This window comes from Lysinibacillus sp. GW821-FHT14F06, assembly GCF_058803665.1.
The window spans coordinates 21,337-39,379 of record NZ_JBXAPF010000010.1 but is presented as its reverse complement, the minus strand read 5'-3'; the positions used below and the strand labels follow the sequence as shown (position 1 = coordinate 39,379).

15 protein-coding genes and 1 pseudogene are annotated in these 18,043 nt (G+C 32.1%); 14 read left to right on the top strand and 2 right to left on the bottom strand.

The window, feature by feature from the left end; translation table 11 throughout:
• Window positions 1-73: 73 nt before the first annotated feature.
• Window positions 74-1,258, top strand: a pseudogene (locus AC1RNS_RS11255) (ISL3 family transposase).
• A gap of 159 nt (window positions 1,259-1,417) precedes the next feature.
• Here the strand turns inward: AC1RNS_RS11255 and AC1RNS_RS11250 are convergent.
• Together AC1RNS_RS11250 and AC1RNS_RS11245 are read right to left on the bottom strand one after the other, a co-directional pair.
• Window positions 1,418-2,569, bottom strand: coding sequence for a hypothetical protein (locus AC1RNS_RS11250; protein ID WP_492992669.1), 1,152 nt, complete (start codon window positions 2,567-2,569; stop codon window positions 1,418-1,420).
• A gap of 8 nt (window positions 2,570-2,577) precedes the next feature.
• Window positions 2,578-4,062 carry an MBOAT family O-acyltransferase gene (locus tag AC1RNS_RS11245; RefSeq protein ID WP_492992667.1) on the bottom strand — a complete coding sequence of 495 codons (1,485 nt, stop codon included), beginning with the start codon at window positions 4,060-4,062 and terminating at the stop codon, window positions 2,578-2,580.
• 439 nt (window positions 4,063-4,501) lie between these two features.
• Here AC1RNS_RS11245 and AC1RNS_RS11240 point away from each other — a divergent pair, with 439 nt between their 5' ends.
• The 13 genes from AC1RNS_RS11240 to AC1RNS_RS11180 are packed head-to-tail and all read left to right on the top strand — an operon-like array spanning window position 4,502 to window position 17,990.
• The gene (locus AC1RNS_RS11240) at window positions 4,502-5,023 is read left to right on the top strand and encodes a tetratricopeptide repeat protein (protein WP_492992665.1); all 522 of its coding nucleotides are present in this window, start codon (window positions 4,502-4,504) and stop codon (window positions 5,021-5,023) included.
• On the top strand, window positions 5,016-6,578 hold the full coding sequence (locus tag AC1RNS_RS11235) for an O-antigen ligase family protein (protein ID WP_492992663.1): 1,563 nt from the start codon (window positions 5,016-5,018) through the stop codon (window positions 6,576-6,578). The genes AC1RNS_RS11240 and AC1RNS_RS11235 overlap by 8 nt, the downstream gene beginning before the upstream one ends.
• Window positions 6,562-7,488 (top strand): Wzz/FepE/Etk N-terminal domain-containing protein, encoded by a 927-nt coding sequence (locus tag AC1RNS_RS11230; protein ID WP_492992661.1) that lies wholly within the window; start codon window positions 6,562-6,564, stop codon window positions 7,486-7,488. Before AC1RNS_RS11235 ends, AC1RNS_RS11230 begins: the two co-directional genes overlap by 17 nt.
• A gap of 21 nt (window positions 7,489-7,509) precedes the next feature.
• Window positions 7,510-9,318 (top strand): polysaccharide biosynthesis protein, encoded by a 1,809-nt coding sequence (locus tag AC1RNS_RS11225; RefSeq protein WP_492992659.1) that lies wholly within the window; start codon window positions 7,510-7,512, stop codon window positions 9,316-9,318.
• 49 nt (window positions 9,319-9,367) lie between these two features.
• The gene (locus AC1RNS_RS11220; protein ID WP_492992657.1) at window positions 9,368-9,982 is read left to right on the top strand and encodes a sugar transferase; all 615 of its coding nucleotides are present in this window, start codon (window positions 9,368-9,370) and stop codon (window positions 9,980-9,982) included.
• Window positions 9,983-10,020: 38 nt separating this feature from the next.
• Window positions 10,021-10,926, top strand: coding sequence for an SDR family oxidoreductase (locus AC1RNS_RS11215; protein WP_492992655.1), 906 nt, complete (start codon window positions 10,021-10,023; stop codon window positions 10,924-10,926).
• 8 nt (window positions 10,927-10,934) lie between these two features.
• Window positions 10,935-12,128, top strand: coding sequence for a glycosyltransferase family 4 protein (locus tag AC1RNS_RS11210; RefSeq protein WP_492992653.1), 1,194 nt, complete (start codon window positions 10,935-10,937; stop codon window positions 12,126-12,128).
• Window positions 12,128-13,150 carry a polysaccharide biosynthesis protein gene (locus AC1RNS_RS11205; RefSeq protein WP_492992651.1) on the top strand — a complete coding sequence of 341 codons (1,023 nt, stop codon included), beginning with the start codon at window positions 12,128-12,130 and terminating at the stop codon, window positions 13,148-13,150. The genes AC1RNS_RS11210 and AC1RNS_RS11205 overlap by 1 nt, the downstream gene beginning before the upstream one ends.
• The gene (locus tag AC1RNS_RS11200) at window positions 13,147-14,256 is read left to right on the top strand and encodes a polysaccharide biosynthesis C-terminal domain-containing protein (protein WP_492992648.1); all 1,110 of its coding nucleotides are present in this window, start codon (window positions 13,147-13,149) and stop codon (window positions 14,254-14,256) included. Before AC1RNS_RS11205 ends, AC1RNS_RS11200 begins: the two co-directional genes overlap by 4 nt.
• Before the next feature lie 3 nt (window positions 14,257-14,259).
• Window positions 14,260-15,384 carry a non-hydrolyzing UDP-N-acetylglucosamine 2-epimerase gene (gene wecB, locus AC1RNS_RS11195; protein ID WP_492992646.1) on the top strand — a complete coding sequence of 375 codons (1,125 nt, stop codon included), beginning with the start codon at window positions 14,260-14,262 and terminating at the stop codon, window positions 15,382-15,384.
• Window positions 15,385-15,408: 24 nt separating this feature from the next.
• Window positions 15,409-16,545 carry an N-acetyl sugar amidotransferase gene (locus tag AC1RNS_RS11190; protein ID WP_492992644.1) on the top strand — a complete coding sequence of 379 codons (1,137 nt, stop codon included), beginning with the start codon at window positions 15,409-15,411 and terminating at the stop codon, window positions 16,543-16,545.
• A gap of 52 nt (window positions 16,546-16,597) precedes the next feature.
• Window positions 16,598-17,218: an imidazole glycerol phosphate synthase subunit HisH gene (hisH, locus tag AC1RNS_RS11185; protein ID WP_492992642.1), complete on the top strand. Its 621-nt coding sequence runs from the start codon at window positions 16,598-16,600 to the stop codon at window positions 17,216-17,218.
• 1 nt (window position 17,219) lies between these two features.
• Window positions 17,220-17,990 (top strand): AglZ/HisF2 family acetamidino modification protein, encoded by a 771-nt coding sequence (locus tag AC1RNS_RS11180; RefSeq protein WP_492992640.1) that lies wholly within the window; start codon window positions 17,220-17,222, stop codon window positions 17,988-17,990.
• Window positions 17,991-18,043: the final 53 nt, after the last annotated feature.

The following is an 18,043-nucleotide window of genomic DNA, read 5'->3' as shown; positions in this document are numbered from 1 at the left end:
AAAAGCACAGATTCACCGATTTATATATACTTGAATTGTCGAAAAACAAGTAATAGAAAGGTGAACTGTGCAAATGAATTTTAACATGAATATCCCAGGATTAAAAGACGTAGAGGTTACGAAAGTAGAAGAAGTAGGCGATCGAATTGCATTATATGTACAATTGTCCAAATGTACGCATCAATGTCCAGTTTGTAAAAAAGAAACATCGAAGGTTCACGATTATCGTATACAGAAAATTAAACATTTAAAATGGTTTGAACGTTTAACTATTCTTTTCTATAAACGTCGTCGTTATGTTTGTCATTGTGGAAAGCGATCCCCCTTCGTAGATAAATACCAACGTTACTCGAAGGAATGGAATCAAATAGTGAGTATACGTGCTATTAAAGACAAAACATTTAAAAAAGCCGCAGAAGGACTAGGTATATCAACCATGACGGTCATTCGCCGTTTTAAAAAGATGGCGAATAAACAATTAGTAGAGGGTGCACGTTTGCCAAAAGCAATTGCGATTGATGAGTATAAAGGCGATACAGATGCAGGTACGTATCAGCTAATAATTGCGAATGCGGAGACGCGCGAACCGATTGATATTTTACCGAATCGTAAAAAAGAAACAATAAAAAATTATTTAAGTCAGTATGGAGCAGATGTTGAGATAGTAGTTATGGATATGAATCCAAGTTTAAAGCAGCTGTTCGTCAATCGTTAGGTCGACCTGTTATTGTGGCAGACCGCTTTCATTTTAGCCGTTATATCTATTCAATGGATGAAGTGCGCCGACAAGTACAAAAAAATGGGACAAATAAAATCGCACAAAGTGTAAACGTATGCGTCATGTATTTTATAAACGTGCATCTAAATTATTACCGAAACAGTGGTACTTACAGCGCTATACAGAAATGTCTGAAACATTAAAAGTAGCATGAATTAAAGGAAGCCTATTGTGGGTTTGATTGGGCAAAGGCGAAGAATGATGTCGTAGAAGTGAAAAAGCGATTACTAGCTTTTTACCGTAAGGTAGAAGAGACAAAATTACCAGCTTTCTTAAAAGCCATTCAAACATTGAAAAAATTGGCAAGTAGAAATTTTAAATAGCTTTAGTTTTGGTTATTCCAACGGCTTCTTAGAAGGCTATTAATAATAAAACAAAAGTGATGAAACGGAATGCATATGGCTTTCGCGCCTCGATCACCTTCGAGCAAAAATCTTATTAAATTTAAAGTATAAAGAAATCGGGGTTCATCTGGGTTAACGTGCTAAAAGATTAAACCACCCCAACATTTGACTTAGAACCATAATATTTAAGGATCTATACGATTTGAAGTTAATATATATAAATTTCAAATTAAACACCTAAGATATCCAAGTGTATCTTTTGTTAGAACCTTTAGTATTAAGGGTGAAAAATAGCTTATTTCCTTATAAATTGATCAATCATTTGAATAATATCAGAATTGTTTTCCATCCAAATATCTCGATCGGCACGTATAGTCCCTAAATGAGACTGTATATTTGTATCTGTTAAATATACCCCAAAATCGGTTGGTGTATTTTCGGCTTCTATTTGTAAAATTCGTTGAAGAATAAGATTCCCAACTTTTTTTCGATAATGGGATTGATCTGAATAGGTATTAAAATTTTCTGTAGAGGTTGTTGTAATAGAGTTATAGCCAGAAAAATCCCAGACAGGTACTATCTGGACAATCTCCTTTTTCCACTGCTCTAGTTGATTCCATAAGCCGACCTGTTCAATGCCTGTCCATTGAAGTGCATGGGATGGCTGTATAAAAACTATTAACTCAAATTCATTCTCCTTACACAAATTAACTAATTGCTTAAAATAATCTATATTTTTATTGGATAATTTGTATTTTGCAAGTAATTGCTCATTGACTAGATACTCTTGTAAATGTTCATAAAAACGATTATGCCCCTCATTAAGTAGTTTTTGATGATTATCTAATAAAACCTGTTCGTTATGACTACCATCTTCTAAGAAACTATCTTGTGTTAAAATCGAAATTTGTTTCATATTTTCCTGAATAACATGTATGCTATCATTAAGTGCTTGTTTAGTAAATAGATTAGAAATTAAATCATCCTTATTCCAATGGTTAGTCAACAATCGCTTCTCAGTAAAGCTACTTGGATTAGTGCCATATTGATTAAATGCCTCAAAATCTAAGCCAATAATTACCCTTTTTAATGAGGAATTATTTTTAAATGCATACTCTAAATATTTCAATTGTATATACATTGTTGCACTAGAAAGACCAAGATTATAGGCTTCTTCCCCAACTATATTTTGATAATAACTAGGATCTAATCCAAGACGTGTTCGGGATGATCCTAAGAAAATTGTATCAGGCTTTTTATTAGTAATAACTTTTGTTTTTAAAAGATATTCTTTGGAATCTATTTTTTGTTCGTTAAATCCTTTGAAGGTAGGAGAGTTAAAAACATTATAAGGATTCACAACATAATTTAATGTAACAATACTTATTATTAATACTAGACATAATATAACTACGGAGATACTCCATTTTCTGTAATTTTTTTTCATAGTGACCTCTAAAAATTAAAATATAAGAATGTACTTTCTTGTGTTAAATGAAGAATTGCATATATAAATAAGATAATCGTAAATAATGCTGTATACCAAGTTGGTTTAAATTTTTCCTGTAGTTGTTTTGAATTTTTAAACACTAGAACAATGAGTAAGCCTGCTAGTATGTATTTAATGGCACGACCATCATCGTTAAGAGGTGTCTCCCCAATTGTGAAATAATTCAACCATACATTTGGAATGAATGTACTCAATCGTTCTGGAAGCATAATACCATTCAAACCGATCATGCCTTTTAGTACTTTTATAGCGTCAGAAAAATTATTTGCTCTAAAAAATACCAACGATAGATTCAAAAAATTAAAAGTGATGAACCATGCGAAATATTTATTCATTTGAAAGTTACTAGACTTCCAATGTCTATGAATGATTGTAGCAGCCCCATGTAAAAAACCCCAAAATACAAATGTCCACCCTGCACCATGCCAAATACCACTAATTAAAAATAGAATCATTAATGCGATATTTGTTCTTAACATTGTAAACTTTTTCATATGTAGAGGTGTAAATACTTTCCTCAATAGAAAGCGATTAATAGGGAAATAAATATAGCGATAAAGAAATTCACCTAATGTCATGTGCCAACGATTCCAAACATCTTGAATATTTTGGGCTTTGTATGGAGAATTAAAATTGACAGGTAGTTTTATATTAAAGAGTAATGCGCTACCTGTTGCCATATCCATATAGCCACTAAAATCAAAATATAGCTGTAAAGTATAGGATAAAGAAGTAATCCAAGCTTCTATTAATGATAAATTTTCCAATTGATCGAAGCCTTGAGTTGCCCAAATCGCTAATGCATCTGCCAAAATAACTTTTTTAAATAAGCCAATGGAAAAAATAAAAATACCAATAGCGATATTCTGGCTATTCAAAAATTTTTTTCGATTATCTGCAAATTGTGGCATTATTTTTTTATGATGTATAATCGGTCCTGCAATTAATTGAGGAAAAAATGACACAAATAATGTATAGTTTAAGAAGCTTTTTTCATTTATGTCACTATAATAAGCATCCACTAAATAACCAATTTGCTGGAAAGTGAAAAAACTAATAGCTAATGGTAGAGCTATATGCAATAAAGTAATGTCAACATTGAACACGGTATTCAAATTTGTAATAAAAAAATCTATGTATTTGAAAAATGCCAATAAAAGTACATTAAAGCAAATACCAATTGTTAGTATACGTTTACGACGATCCGTATATCGATTAACGAGTAGTAGATGACCAAAATAATAGTTTACTAGTATAGATACACAAATAATTGGTAAAAAATAAATATTCCACCAAGCATAAAAAAAGAGAGAGCTAATGGTTAACCAGACTTTTGCAGAGAATAAATATTTCCTGCGATTCAATGTAAAGTAAATAATAAAGACAATAGGCAAAAATAAAAATATAAATTCATAGGAATTAAATAACATACCATAGACTCCTTCTAAAGTTTAATCTTAATTTTGTAACTGCCTCACATCCTCTCCAAGAAAATCATACTATCATACTAAGGTTAAAGTTAGGTTAAATAATAAATGGTTTTTTAAATATTAGTTTACATTAGAACAATTAAAAGCTTAAGAATACACGTATACCAATTTTAAAAATAAGCAGACAATGCAAAATACCTAATCTATACTATTTATAATCGTGAATTTTATTATAAATATTAAGTTTGTAATAAATTGTAAAACAGGTAGGGAGGTATTCTTATTAGATTTTTATCCTTCGTTATAAATTTATTATGCTGATCATAAGTACATGGGTATTTTCAATTATAATTGGAATTCCATCCTACATGTGGATGGCATTTTATAGTATAATGACCTTATGTGTAAAAAAACATAATTCGAGGAAGGTAGACTTACAATGACATTTACGGAACCCGTACGAAAATATATTTTGTCAGGTATTGTCGCATTTATTGTAATTGGACTAATTGCGGCAAGTGTATTGGCAAACAAACAAGATGAGGAATTTATGATGGACGAGTCTTTATATAATCATGCATTACAATTGCAATCTAGTGGAGATTTAGAAGGGGCAGAGGTAGCACTTTCACAGGTTTTAAAGGATCAGCCAAATTCAGAAATTGCTAATTATGCAACTAGTCTAATTATGGCACAAAAAGGTGATATGAAGCAGGCTGCAATACTTATGCAAAAAGTCTTAGATATTAATCCACATAAAGTGGAAGACCCAAGATTTATGATTCAATTGGGTGAAATTTTTGTCGGGGCTGAAAAATATGAAGAGGCAAAAATCGTGTTATTACGTTGTCAGGAATCTCAATGGTCACTAGAAGATATTCCAACTTATCAGGAGCATGTAGCAGAGCTATTAGCCCAAATCGAAAATTCGCAATTAAAGGAAGGTACTAAAAATGAGTAAGTTCTACGAAAAAGTCGCCTATCGTGATATTGAAGAAGATATTCAATCACAGAAATCTGTAGACAAATGGATTTTTGGATTACTTCTTATTGTCATAGGATTTGTACCATTAATCGTTATGGCGAGTATAGTAGAGGTTCAATCACCGATGATAACTAATGTAAGTGCACTAACAGGTGGAACAAAGGGTGACCTTTTTACGAACTATAAAGCGTTAGCTGTGTTAATTATAACGGTATTAGCAGGCATCATGTTCTTGGTCAAAATTTTATTTATGAATGGTGAAATTCGAAAAACTAAACTGAATTATGCAATAGGAGCATTTGCTGTAGCTATTGTGTTATCAACAATTTTTTCACCAAACATTTCTATTGCATTGCATGGTCAATACAACCGTACTGATGGTGCAATTAGCTGGCTTTGCTATTTAGCATTATTCTTTATTGCGATGAATATTGAGTATCCCAAAAAAGTATTAAACTACGTTTTATATTCTTTATATCCATTTGTAGTAATTAACTTATTTATTATTACAATGAATTTCTATGGAAATGATTTATTACAAAAGGCAGTAGTTAAAAAATTAGTTATGGCGTTTTTACCTGCAGGTGCAAATATAGGTGAAGGTTCTATTCTGGTAGGTACGTTGAACCAGTGGAACTATATGAGTGGTATGTTTGCTATTATGACCGTTATGTTTCTAACAGCAGCAGCTTTAGAGAAAAGTATTGGACAAGCAATAGGCCATCTAGTAATTGCAATAATGTCTATTGCTGTAATGCTAATGTCTATTTCAACTAGTGGTTTTTTAACAGTTTCTGTGTTGATGCTGGTTATACTTTTTGCAGCATTTAAATCTGAGAAGAGAGTGCAAAGTTTTGCAATAATAGTAGTCTTTTTAGTTGCGAGTGCACCTGTGTTTCATGTGCTAGCCAATAAGGATGCTCGTGTTTGGACGGAATCAGTTGGATTTGTTTTTAAGTCAAACCCTTATGTGAAAGAAGAACCTGCACCAGCGACAAGTCTAAATAGTAATGTAGATTTTGACTGGATGACGAAGGCTTATGCTGCAGAAAAATTTGAATTGCCTGCTTTACCAGAAAGAGGATGGGGAGCCGGTTCGGGGCGAACTTATATTTGGACTAAAACTGTAGATTTGGTAAAAGAAAGACCATTATTCGGTTATGGTTTGGATACATTTATGTATAACTTTCCTCACTATAATATAGATGCACGTGCAAGCATGTGGGATGAAAATACTATTACAGATAAACCTCATAGCATGTATATTGGCTGGTTATACGGTATAGGAATAATAGGTTTTTTATGTGCAATCGTATTAATAGCCATGTCATTATTTAACCCATTAAAGGTTGTAATTAAAAGTAATGAATCCATAATTTGGATACTAGGAACCTCTTGGAGTGCTTATTTAATACAAGCATTATTTAATGATAGCTTATCTGGTATATCAGCTGTAATGTGGGCTATTGCAGGGATTGTACTAGCAATGACTTTTAAAAATAAGGAGCAGTTAAATGGAAGAGACAATTGAGTTACGAGAGTTACTAGAGATTATTTGGAAGGGAAAAGCTGTTATTGCAGGATGTACAATTGTATGTATGCTTTTATCGGGGATTACAAGTTGGTTTGTATTAGATGAAAAATATGAATCCAAGGCAGTTGTGCAAGTTGCAAGTGCTGTACAGGATACAGGAATTATGGCTAACTATGTAGCAACAGAGTTTACACCAACTATTTATGCGCAACGTATTCAAAATAAACCGATTATGAAGCAGGCATTAAGCGATGCTGGTATTAAAGTAAATTATAATGACAAAAATTTAGTTGCAACAGTGGACGCTGATCCTGCTAAAAGTCTTGTTGAATTAACATTTACATCCAGTTCAGCAAAAGAAGCTCAGCAACAATTGCAAATATTAATGGACGCAACAAAGCAAAAAATGAATGAATCAGTACAGATTACTTTGCAGGATTTGGAAATTAACTATAAAACAAAATCAACTACTTTAACTAAAGAAATCGATGGTATTATTGAACAATATAACAAAATAATCCTTGAGAATAATTTACCAGAGCTATTAATATTACAAACAATTCTAAATACAGAAATTACATTAAATATCTCTGAGGAACAAACAAAGGCTTTAGCCAATGTAACAGGAAACTTACAAAATCAATTATTACAAATGCAAGCTCAAATCCAAACGAAATCAGAAGAATATCGAAAAGCACTTGCAGACTATCAATCCGTTAAAACGGGTCTAGACAGCTTTAAACCAGATCCATTTATTCGCGTGATTGCAGAACCAACAATGGCTGAAAAACCTTCTTCACCAAACAATATGTTGAATTTAGCAATTGGTTTAGTTGTCGGTATGCTGCTAGGTCTAAGTGTAGTATTCTTCAGACACTATTGGAAGAACAGTGCAATCGTGAAATAGATTTAGAGAGGGAAGCTTTATATGAGTTATCGAATGCGTTACGTGCTATTTTTTATCATTGACTCTTGTATAGTACTATCGGCTATATATATGAGCTATTGGCTATTACATCCAACAATCAGCGGCTATTCTGATAAAGTTATTTTAGTAAGCGCTGTAACGCTATTAGTTAGTCATCATATTGCCGCATACTTTTTTCACCTTTATGACCGAATATGGAGTTTTGCATCAGTTCGAGAACTATTAACAATCGCATATGCTGTTACAATATCTGTTGCAACGGCTAGTGGTATGCAATATTTCATTAAAAATGATGTATATGCTCGTGTTATGGTTATAACTTGGATGTTACATATTATTATGATTGGTGGCTCACGCTTTTTGTTACGTGTTTTAAATGATCGAGAATCTTTTCGAAATACAGCGAATCTAAAGCGCGTCTTAATAGTTGGAGCAGGGCAAGGTGGTACGATGCTAGCTAGAAATTTAATTCATTCACCAAATCCAGATTGCCTACCGATTGTTTTTGTAGATGATGATGTTAGTAAACAGCAGTTAAAAGTGATGAATATAACAGTGGCTGGTACAACAAAGGATATTCCAAAACTTGTTGTTAAGAATGGAATAGATGAAATAATTATAGCGATTCCTTCATTGGGAAGAATTGGCATTAAAAGTATTTTTGAAGATTGTTCAGAAACAAACCTACCAGTTAAAATTATGCCGAGTATTGAGGATGTAATGACTGGTAAAGTAGCTGTCAATGAAATGAAAGAGGTTCAAATAGAAGATTTACTTGGACGAGATGAAGTGAAGTTGGATATGGTTGCTATATCAAATAAACTGACGAATAAGGTTATACTTGTTACAGGTGCGGGGGGGTCGATCGGTTCAGAAATATGTAGGCAAGTGATGAGTTTTCAGCCAAAACAGCTTATTCTTTTAGGTCATGGAGAGAACTCTATTTATACCATTCATATGGAACTTCAACAAAGAAGCGCAGGCACGGAATTAGTACCAATTATTGCTGATATTCAAGATAGAAATAGAGTTTTTGAAATTATTGATAAATATTTACCTGATGTAATTTATCATGCTGCAGCTCATAAGCATGTACCACTAATGGAATATAATCCAAGTGAAGCAGTGAAAAATAATATATTTGGTACAAAAAATATTGCTGAGGCTGCAAATGAATTTAGTGTTGGAAATTTTGTAATGATTTCTACTGATAAAGCAGTGAATCCGCCAAATGTGATGGGAGCTACTAAAAGGATAGCAGAAATGATTGTACAAAATTTGGCCAAAAATAGTAATACAAAATTTGCAGCTGTGCGATTTGGAAATGTACTTGGTTCTAGAGGTTCTGTCATACCTTTATTTAAGAAACAAATTGTAGCAGGTGGTCCTGTAACTGTCACACATCCTGAAATGACACGTTACTTTATGACAATTCCTGAAGCTTCTCGTTTAGTGATACAGGCAGGAACGCTTGGTGGTAATGGAGAAATTTTTGTGCTCGATATGGGAGAGCCGGTTAAAATTGTTGATTTAGCAAGAAACTTGATTAAATTATCTGGTTTTACTGAAGAGGAAATTAAAATTGAGTATACAGGTTTACGTCCAGGAGAAAAAATGTTTGAAGAACTATTAAATGAGGAAGAAATTCAAGAAGAGCATGTATTTCCAGGTATTCATATTGGAAGAGCAATTCCTTTAGAACAAGTTGAATTAGATGATTTTATTAAAACATTACTTACATTGGAGAGAGAAACACTAAAAAAGAAATTGATTGAATTAACAAATACAGTTAAACAAGTGCATATTTAGAAATGTAGTTTGCGCATATGATGTACTTTTTGAACCGGGGGGCACAACTTTGTACATGAAGATAAAGAGGTTAGTAGATATAATATTTTCTTTATTTGGGTTAATTTTTTTATTCCCTGTATTTTTGCTATTAATATTTTCAATTAAAATTGATTCCCCAGGACCAGTATTTTTTAAACAAAAAAGAGTAGGAATTAATCAATCTTATTTTTATATATTGAAGTTTCGTACTATGAGAATAGATACCCCAAAAGATACTCCTACCCATTTATTGGAAGATCCGGATAAGTATATAACAAAAGTAGGGAAGTTTTTAAGAAAAACTTCCCTTGATGAGTTACCACAAATTTGGAATATATTTATTGGTGATATGAGTATTATCGGACCAAGGCCTGCACTATGGAACCAATATGATTTAATAACCGAACGGGATAAGTATGGAGCAAATCATATTCGTCCAGGATTAACTGGTTGGGCCCAAATTAACGGAAGAGACGAATTACCGATTGAATTAAAAGCTAAGTTAGATGGGGAATATACTAAAAAAATTGGGGCTTGGATGGATATAAAATGTTTTTTTATGACTATAATTAGTGTACTAAAAAGAGATGGCGTTGTAGAAGGAAGTACAACAAATAAAAAAACCACCAATATTGAGAAATAGAGAAATTTGATGGTGAAAACTAGGAAAAAGGTGAGTTAGTGTTACTGGTTACAGGTATTACAGGGCATAGTGGTAAATATTTCTTAGAAGAACTTATTGCAAATGGTTATAAAAATCCAATTAGATGTATCGTGAGAGAAAACTCAGATACAACTTTTCTAGATAATTGTGGATTGAATATTGAAAAAGTAGTTGGAGACTTAGACAATCAAACTTTTTTAAATGTAGCTTTTCAAGGTGTGGATACAGTTATTCATATAGCTTCAATTTTTTATTCAGTCAAGGTTATTAAGGCAGCGATAGAAAATAACGTTGGAAAATCGGTACTAGTTCATACTACAGGGATTTACTCAAATTACAAAAGTGCTTCAGAGGAATATAAAGAAATTGAAAATAAAGTTGCTCAATTAATAAAAGATAAGAATTCAAAAATGGGATTAATTTATTTGAGGCCTACAATGATTTACGGTTATAAAAATGATAGAAATATGTTTGTTTTCATTAAAATGGTTGATAAATTACGTCTTTTTCCTGTAATTAATAGGGGGGAGAATAAATTACAACCTGTTAATGGCAGAGATTTAGGTATAGTATATTACCAAGTATTAAAAAGACAAGATATCATGTACGGTGACTATGTGTTATCTGGTGAAAAAGCTGTTACAATGAAAGAATTATTTGAATTAATTAGTAGTTTGTTAAAAAAACGAACGTTATTTATAAGTATACCACTGTCAATAGGTGTGTTGCTAGCAAAATTACTAAAAATACTATCTTTCAAAAAAGTAGATTTTATTGAACGCGTGCAACGTATGGGGGAAGATAGAAATTTCTCACACGAAGCAGCTGTTAGAGATTTTGGATACTCACCAATGCCCTTAGTCGAGGGGTTAAAAAAAGAAATCGAAGAATACTTAAGTAAAAAGGGTGAAAGTGGAGGCTAAAGTAAAATATGAAAATATTAGTAATTTGCCAATATTACTATCCAGAGCCTTTTCGAATTTCAGATATATGTGAAACTCTAGTTAAAAAAGGACATGAAGTAACGGTATTAACAGGTCTCCCTAATTATCCAGAAGGTAAGGTATTAAATGAATATAAATTTAACAGACGACGGCAAGAGAATATCGGTGGTGTTCAAGTGATTAGAACATTTGAAATTGGCCGAGGGAAAAATAGGTTGAAATTATTTTTGAATTATTTGAGTTTTGCAATGTCTGCGTCGTTAAAATCCCTTTTTATTAAAGAGAAATATGATGTTGTGTTGGTAAATCAGCTTTCACCAGTATTAATGGGTATACCCGCGATATTATATAAAAAGAAACAACAAAAAAAAATGTTACTTTATTGTTTAGATCTTTGGCCAGCGAGCTTGGTAGCTGGAGGGATTAATGAAAATTCATTTGTCTATAAAATATTTTTAAAGATTTCAAGATATATATATAATTCTGCAGATGAAATAGGAATCACTTCAAAAATGTTTGAAAATTACTTGTCAGATAAGATCATTACACAAAAAAAAGTTTTCCATTATCTACCGCAGTATGCCGAAGATTTATTTTCAGATTTTGAAAAAACTAAAAAAACTGATGGTGAATACCATTTTGTTTTTGCTGGAAACATTGGGGAAATGCAAAGTGTAGATACAATAGTTAAGGCAGCAAACTTGCTACGTGATAATAGTAAAATTATATTCCATATTGTTGGAGATGGCTCGAAATTAATTGAATGCAAAGACTTAGCTCAAGAATATAATATCACTAATGTTATTTTTTATGGTAGAAAACCAGTAGCTGAAATGTCATATTTTTATGGAATCGCAGATGCAATGTTAGTAACCTTAAAAGATAATGAGACTATTTCCTATACCTTACCTGGTAAAGTACAATCTTATATGGCAGCTAGTAAGCCTATAGTAGGTGCAATTAATGGAGAAACCGCCAAAGTTATAAAAGAAGTAAATTGTGGACTATGTTGTCCTGCAGAAGATTACAAAAAGTTAGCAAATATAATTATTGAATTTTGTAATAGTGATAGAAAAAATGATATGGCTATAAACTCATATAAGTTTTATAAAGATAATTGTACTAAAGATAAATTTATAGAAAAACTAGAAAGAGTGCTTATAAATTTGGAGGTTAAGTGATGTTTAAAGATAAAATCTTGTTAATAACAGGTGGAACTGGTTCATTCGGGAATGCTGTTATGAAACGATTTTTAAATACTGATATAAAAGAAATTCGCATTTTTTCAAGAGATGAAAAAAAACAAGATGATATGCGTAAGCAATATAAAAGTGATAAATTGAAATTCTACATTGGCGATGTTCGTGATTTAGCGAGTGTAAAAAATGCTATGTATGGTGTAGACTTCGTTTTTCATGCTGCCGCCTTAAAACAAGTTCCCTCATGTGAGTTTTTCCCTTTAGAAGCTGTTAAAACGAATATTATTGGTACAGAAAATGTTTTAGTAGGTGCTATTGAGTTTGGTATAAAGAAGGTAATCTGCTTATCTACAGATAAAGCTGCCTATCCAATCAATGCAATGGGAATTTCTAAAGCCATGATGGAGAAAGTATTCATTGCTAAATCGAAAACAGTAGACTCAAATAAAACCTTAATTTGTGGTACACGTTATGGGAATGTAATGGCTTCAAGGGGATCCGTGATACCATTGTTTATTGATCAAATAAAAAAAGGTCAGTCACTTACAATTACAGAACCTATTATGACTAGATTTTTAATGAGTTTAGATGAAGCTGTTGAATTAGTCATGTTCGCCTTTGAAAATGCGGAAGCAGGGGATATTATGGTTCAAAAGTCACCTGCTTCAACAATTGAAGATTTAGCTAAGGCACTTTTATCAATATTTAATGCTAATAACGAAATAGAGATTATAGGAAGTAGACACGGTGAGAAATTGTATGAAACTTTATTAACGAAGGAAGAACATATGGTTTCACAAGATTTAGGGGATTTTTACAAGGTGCCAGCTGATAAACGAGACTTAAACTATGATAAGTATTTTTTAGAGGGCAGTCGCGATTTAACATTGCAAGATGAATATAATTCGCATAACACAGAAAGATTGACAATAGAACAAATCAAAGACAAGTTATTAAATCTAGAATATGTACAAGAGCAATTGAAGGGATGGAATCAAGTATGAAGATACTTGTAACTGGAGCAAATGGATTTATCGGCAAAAATTTGATAGCTCGTTTGAAATATCAAAGTGATTATGAAATTCTTCAATTTACAAGTGAATCAAAGCTCTCAGATTTAGATAAGTACTGTGCAGAGATTGATTTTGTTTATCATCTTGCAGGAATTAATCGTCCTCAAAACACAGAGGATTTTATGGAAGGTAACTACAATTTTACAGCAATGCTTATAAATATGCTAAAGAAACACATGAATAGATGCCCAATAGTGTTCTCTTCCTCAATTCAAGCTGAATTAGACAATCCATATGGTATTAGTAAAAAAGCATCTGAGGAATTATTATTTAACTATCAAAAAGCAAATAATGTTGGTGTTTATGTATATAGACTTCCAAATGTTTTTGGGAAATGGTGTAGGCCAAATTATAATAGTGTTATTGCTACTTTTAGTCATAATATTGCTCGGGGTTTACCAATTCATGTGGAAAATAAAAGTAAGGTTTTAAATCTAGTTTATATAGATGATGTAGTCGATGAATTAATAAATCTATTGAATAAACAAGCAAGCCCAACAACTGAATTTTTCCAAGTACCAATCTCATATGAAGTTTCTTTAGAAGAAATTGTGCAATTGCTTTATTCATTTAAAGGAAGTAGAGAAGAAAAGACGATACCTAATATGTCCAATGACTTCGAGAAGAAGCTTTATAGTACATACTTAAGCTATCTAGAGGTAGATCAATTTAAATATGCTTTAAAAATGAATATAGATGAACGAGGCTCTTTTACAGAATTTATTAGAACTCCTGATAGGGGACAGGTATCTGTGAATATATCTAAACCAGGAATAACAAAAGGGAATCATTGGCATGACACTAAAAATGAAAAATTCCTAGTTGTGAGTGGACAGGGTGTTATTAGGTTTAGAAAAATCGGCTCTGAGGAAATAATAGAGTATTTTGTGAGTGAGGAGAAACTGGAAGTGGTAGATATTCCCATTGGTTATACACATAATATTGAAAATTTAGGAACTAAAGAGATGGTAACAATCATGTGGGTAAATGAACCATTTAATAGAGAAAAACCCGATACTCATTATTTAGAGGTGTAAGAAATGAAAAAATTAAAAGTAATGACGGTGGTAGGAACTAGGCCAGAAATTATCCGTTTATCTGCTGTTATTAATAAACTTGAACAATCAGAGGCTATAGAGCATGTATTAGTTCACACAGGTCAAAATTATGATTATGAATTAAATGAGGTTTTTTTCAAAGATTTCGGATTAAAAAAACCTGATTATTTTCTTAATGCGGCATCGGGCTCTGCAATTGAAACGGTTGGCAATATTCTTATGAAAATTGATCCAATTTTAGATGAAGTACAGCCAGAAGCCTTTTTAGTATTAGGAGATACAAATAGCTGTCTTTGTGCACTAGCAGCAAAAAGAAAACAAATACCTATTTTTCACATGGAAGCTGGGAACAGATGCTTTGATCAACGCGTACCAGAGGAAACAAACCGTAAAATTGTAGATCATACTGCAGACATCAATTTAACTTATAGTGATATAGCACGAGAATATTTATTAAGAGAGGGTTTACCTTCAGATCGAATTATAAAAACGGGTAGCCCAATGTATGAGGTTTTAAAATCAAGAGAGAACGATATTGCTGATTCAGAGATACTTAGTAAGCTAGGGTTAGAAGAAGGGAAATATTTTGTAGTATCTGCTCATAGGGAAGAAAATATAAATTCAGAAATTAATTTTATGGATTTATTAGATAGTTTAAATGCAATTGCTAAAGAGTATAATCTTCCTATAATTGTTAGTACCCATCCTAGAACTATGAAAATGTTGGAGTTAAAAGATGTTGAATTTAATCCACTTATTAAAATAATGAAGCCATTAGGCTTTAATGACTATATAAAACTACAAATAAAATCTAAGGCAGTTTTAAGTGATAGTGGAACAATTAGTGAAGAATCTTCTATATTGGGTTTTAAAGCACTAAACATAAGACAGGCTCATGAAAGACCAGAAGCAATGGAAGAAGCTTCAGTAATGATGGTAGGATTAAAAGAAGAGAGAATTTTGCAAGGACTAACTATCCTTGAAAATCAGAATGAAAAGACGCTTAGAACAATTTTTGACTATAGTATGCCAAATGTATCTGATAAGGTTTTAAGAATTATTTTATCTTATACTGACTATGTAAATAGAGTAGTTTGGCATAAATAAACTTGAACTAAAGGAGCACCATATATGGAAAAAAGAAAGTACCAAGTATGTACAAACTGTGTAATGGATACAACAGATTCACTAATTCAGTTCGATGAAAAGGGTGTGTGTGATCACTGTAATAATTATTATAATAATATTTTGCCTAACTGGCATCCAGATGAACGAGGGGCAGCAGAGCTAGACAAAATTGTAAGCCAGATAAAACGAGATGGAGAAGGTAAAGAGTTTGATTGTATTATAGGTATTAGTGGTGGAGTAGATAGTTCTTACTTATTATACTATGCAAAAGAAATACTTGGATTAAGACCATTAGCATTCGCTGTTGATACAGGTTGGAATCTTAATGTTGCTGTTGAAAATATTGAGAAAATAGTAAAAGGGCTTGGTCTTAATTTATATACGGAAATCGTAAATTGGAACGAAATGAAAGATTTACAGTTGGCTTATTTTAAATCACAAGTACCTTATCAAGATACTCCACAAGATCATGTTATATTTGCTGCCTTATACAACTATGCAGCTAAAAGTGGAATAAAATACGTATTAACTGGTGGAAACTACTCTACAGAATGTGTACGAGAACCAAATGAATGGGTGTACTTAAATGATTTAACACAATTAAAAGATATTCATAAAAAATATGGAACAATTTCTTTGGAAACTTTACCGTTATGTGGGATGTTTAAATATCGATTATTCTACAGATATTTTAAAGGAATGAAAGTAGTAAAGCCTTTAGATTTAATCCCATATAAGAAAGAAGATGCTATAGCAACTTTAGAAAAGAGATTTGGTTGGCAAAGATATGCTAATAAGCATTTTGAAAGTGTATTTACTAGATTTTATGAAGGCTATTGGCTAGTAAAAAAATTCGGCTATGATAAAAGGAAGGCACATTTTTCAAGTTTAATACTAACAGGACAATTAACAAGAGAAGAAGCCTTGGAAACGCTGAAACAACCTCCTTATGATGAAACATTAGCATTACAAGATTTAGAGTATGTGGCTAAAAAATTAGGATTGTCTAAAGAAGCATTTATTGAACTAATGAGTGGTGCAAACAAAACATACCAAGATTATAAATCAAGTGCATGGATTTCTAAGTTAGCAATTAAGACAGCCATTACATTAGGATTAGAAAAACGTCAGTTTAGATAAAGATGAAATACTAAAACAATACAATATTATAATTATGATTGGAGAATTTTTAATGATAGGTGTAATTAATTATGGTATTGGGAATGTAGGATCAATTGTGAATATGTTCAAAAAAATTGGAGTACCAGTATTTCTTTTAGATAAAGTAGAAGACTTTCATAAAGCTGACAAATTAATCTTGCCAGGAGTAGGATCTTTTGATTCTGGTATGAAGAAATTAAAAGACAGTGGAATGGATGAAGTAATAAAATATCATACATTACATGAAAAAAAGCCTTTATTAGGAATATGCCTTGGGATGCAGATGTTAGGTAGAAGAAGCGAGGAAGGTCAAGTAGAAGGTCTATCTTTAATACCTTTTGAAAATAAAAAATTCAGCTTTGATGGAAATCAGGCTTTAAAAATTCCGCATATGGGATGGAATATAGCAAACATGATACAGAAAGAGGATCCATTGCTAACAGGAATTAATAATGAATTGCAGAGATATTATTTTGTACATTCATATCATGCCATTTGTGACAGTAAAGAAAATGAGTTAATCACCTGTGATTATGGGTATTCCTTTACAGCTGCGGTAAAAAAAGGGGATATTTATGGTGTTCAGTTTCACCCAGAAAAGAGTCATAAGTTTGGTATGGCTCTATTAGAAAATTTCGCTAAGAAGGTGTAATATGTATCAGAGACCGCGACTTATCCCGTGTTTAACAATAAAAGATGGAGGGTTGGTTAAAACAACAAAATTCTCCAGCCCTCGATATTTAGGGGATCCAATAAATGCTGTGAAAATATTTAATGATAAGGGTGTAGATGAGCTATGTTTGCTAGATATAGCAGCTACTTTAGAGAATCGTGGCCCTGATTTTGAATATTTAAAAGATATTGCTAGTGAAGCGTTTGTACCTCTAAGTTATGGTGGTGGTATTACATCTATAGCAGAGATAGAAAAACTCTTTTATATTGGTTATGAAAAAATAATACTAAACACTTCTTTTATAGAGTCTCCTAATCTTGTAAGTGAAGCAGCAAAATTAGCTGGTAATCAGAGTATTGTAGTATCTTTGGATGTGAAAAATGAGTTTTTCAACAAGCAATCATGTTACATTAAAGGTGGAAAAATAAAAGTGAAACAAGATCCAGTTACCCTTGCTAAAAAAGCAGAGGAGCTTGGTGCTGGTGAAATATTACTTACTTCTATTTCAAATGATGGGGTTATGAAGGGATATGATATTGATTTGGTAAAAAAAGTATCTAGCGCTGTATCAATCCCTGTAATTGCCTGTGGTGGAGCCGGAGAAATCTCAGATTTTAAAAAGGTACTGAATCAAGGGGGAGCACATGCAGCGGCTGCAGGAAGTTTATTTGTTTATTATGGATCACAAAAAGCAGTATTGATAACTGTTCCAGAGGAAGAAGAATTAAAACGTATAGGTATTTATAGATAAGGTAGCTTGAATTTTGTAGTACTAAATATTGACTTTAGTAAGGGGGAGAACTA

Bases quoted from the DNA above. Each gene is read 5' to 3' on its own strand.
- AC1RNS_RS11250 (WP_492992669.1), bottom strand. From the start codon at position 2,569: ATGAAAAAAAATTACAGAAAATGGAGTATCTCCGTAGTTATATTATGT.
- AC1RNS_RS11245 (WP_492992667.1), bottom strand. From the start codon at position 4,062: ATGTTATTTAATTCCTATGAATTTATATTTTTATTTTTGCCTATTGTC.
- AC1RNS_RS11240 (WP_492992665.1), top strand. From the start codon at position 4,502: ATGACATTTACGGAACCCGTACGAAAATATATTTTGTCAGGTATTGTC.
- AC1RNS_RS11235 (WP_492992663.1), top strand. From the start codon at position 5,016: ATGAGTAAGTTCTACGAAAAAGTCGCCTATCGTGATATTGAAGAAGAT.
- AC1RNS_RS11230 (WP_492992661.1), top strand. From the start codon at position 6,562: ATGGAAGAGACAATTGAGTTACGAGAGTTACTAGAGATTATTTGGAAG.
- AC1RNS_RS11225 (WP_492992659.1), top strand. From the start codon at position 7,510: ATGAGTTATCGAATGCGTTACGTGCTATTTTTTATCATTGACTCTTGT.
- AC1RNS_RS11210 (WP_492992653.1), top strand. From the start codon at position 10,935: ATGAAAATATTAGTAATTTGCCAATATTACTATCCAGAGCCTTTTCGA.
- AC1RNS_RS11205 (WP_492992651.1), top strand. From the start codon at position 12,128: ATGTTTAAAGATAAAATCTTGTTAATAACAGGTGGAACTGGTTCATTC.
- AC1RNS_RS11200 (WP_492992648.1), top strand. From the start codon at position 13,147: ATGAAGATACTTGTAACTGGAGCAAATGGATTTATCGGCAAAAATTTG.
- wecB (WP_492992646.1), top strand. From the start codon at position 14,260: ATGAAAAAATTAAAAGTAATGACGGTGGTAGGAACTAGGCCAGAAATT.
- AC1RNS_RS11190 (WP_492992644.1), top strand. From the start codon at position 15,409: ATGGAAAAAAGAAAGTACCAAGTATGTACAAACTGTGTAATGGATACA.
- hisH (WP_492992642.1), top strand. From the start codon at position 16,598: ATGATAGGTGTAATTAATTATGGTATTGGGAATGTAGGATCAATTGTG.
- AC1RNS_RS11180 (WP_492992640.1), top strand. From the start codon at position 17,220: ATGTATCAGAGACCGCGACTTATCCCGTGTTTAACAATAAAAGATGGA.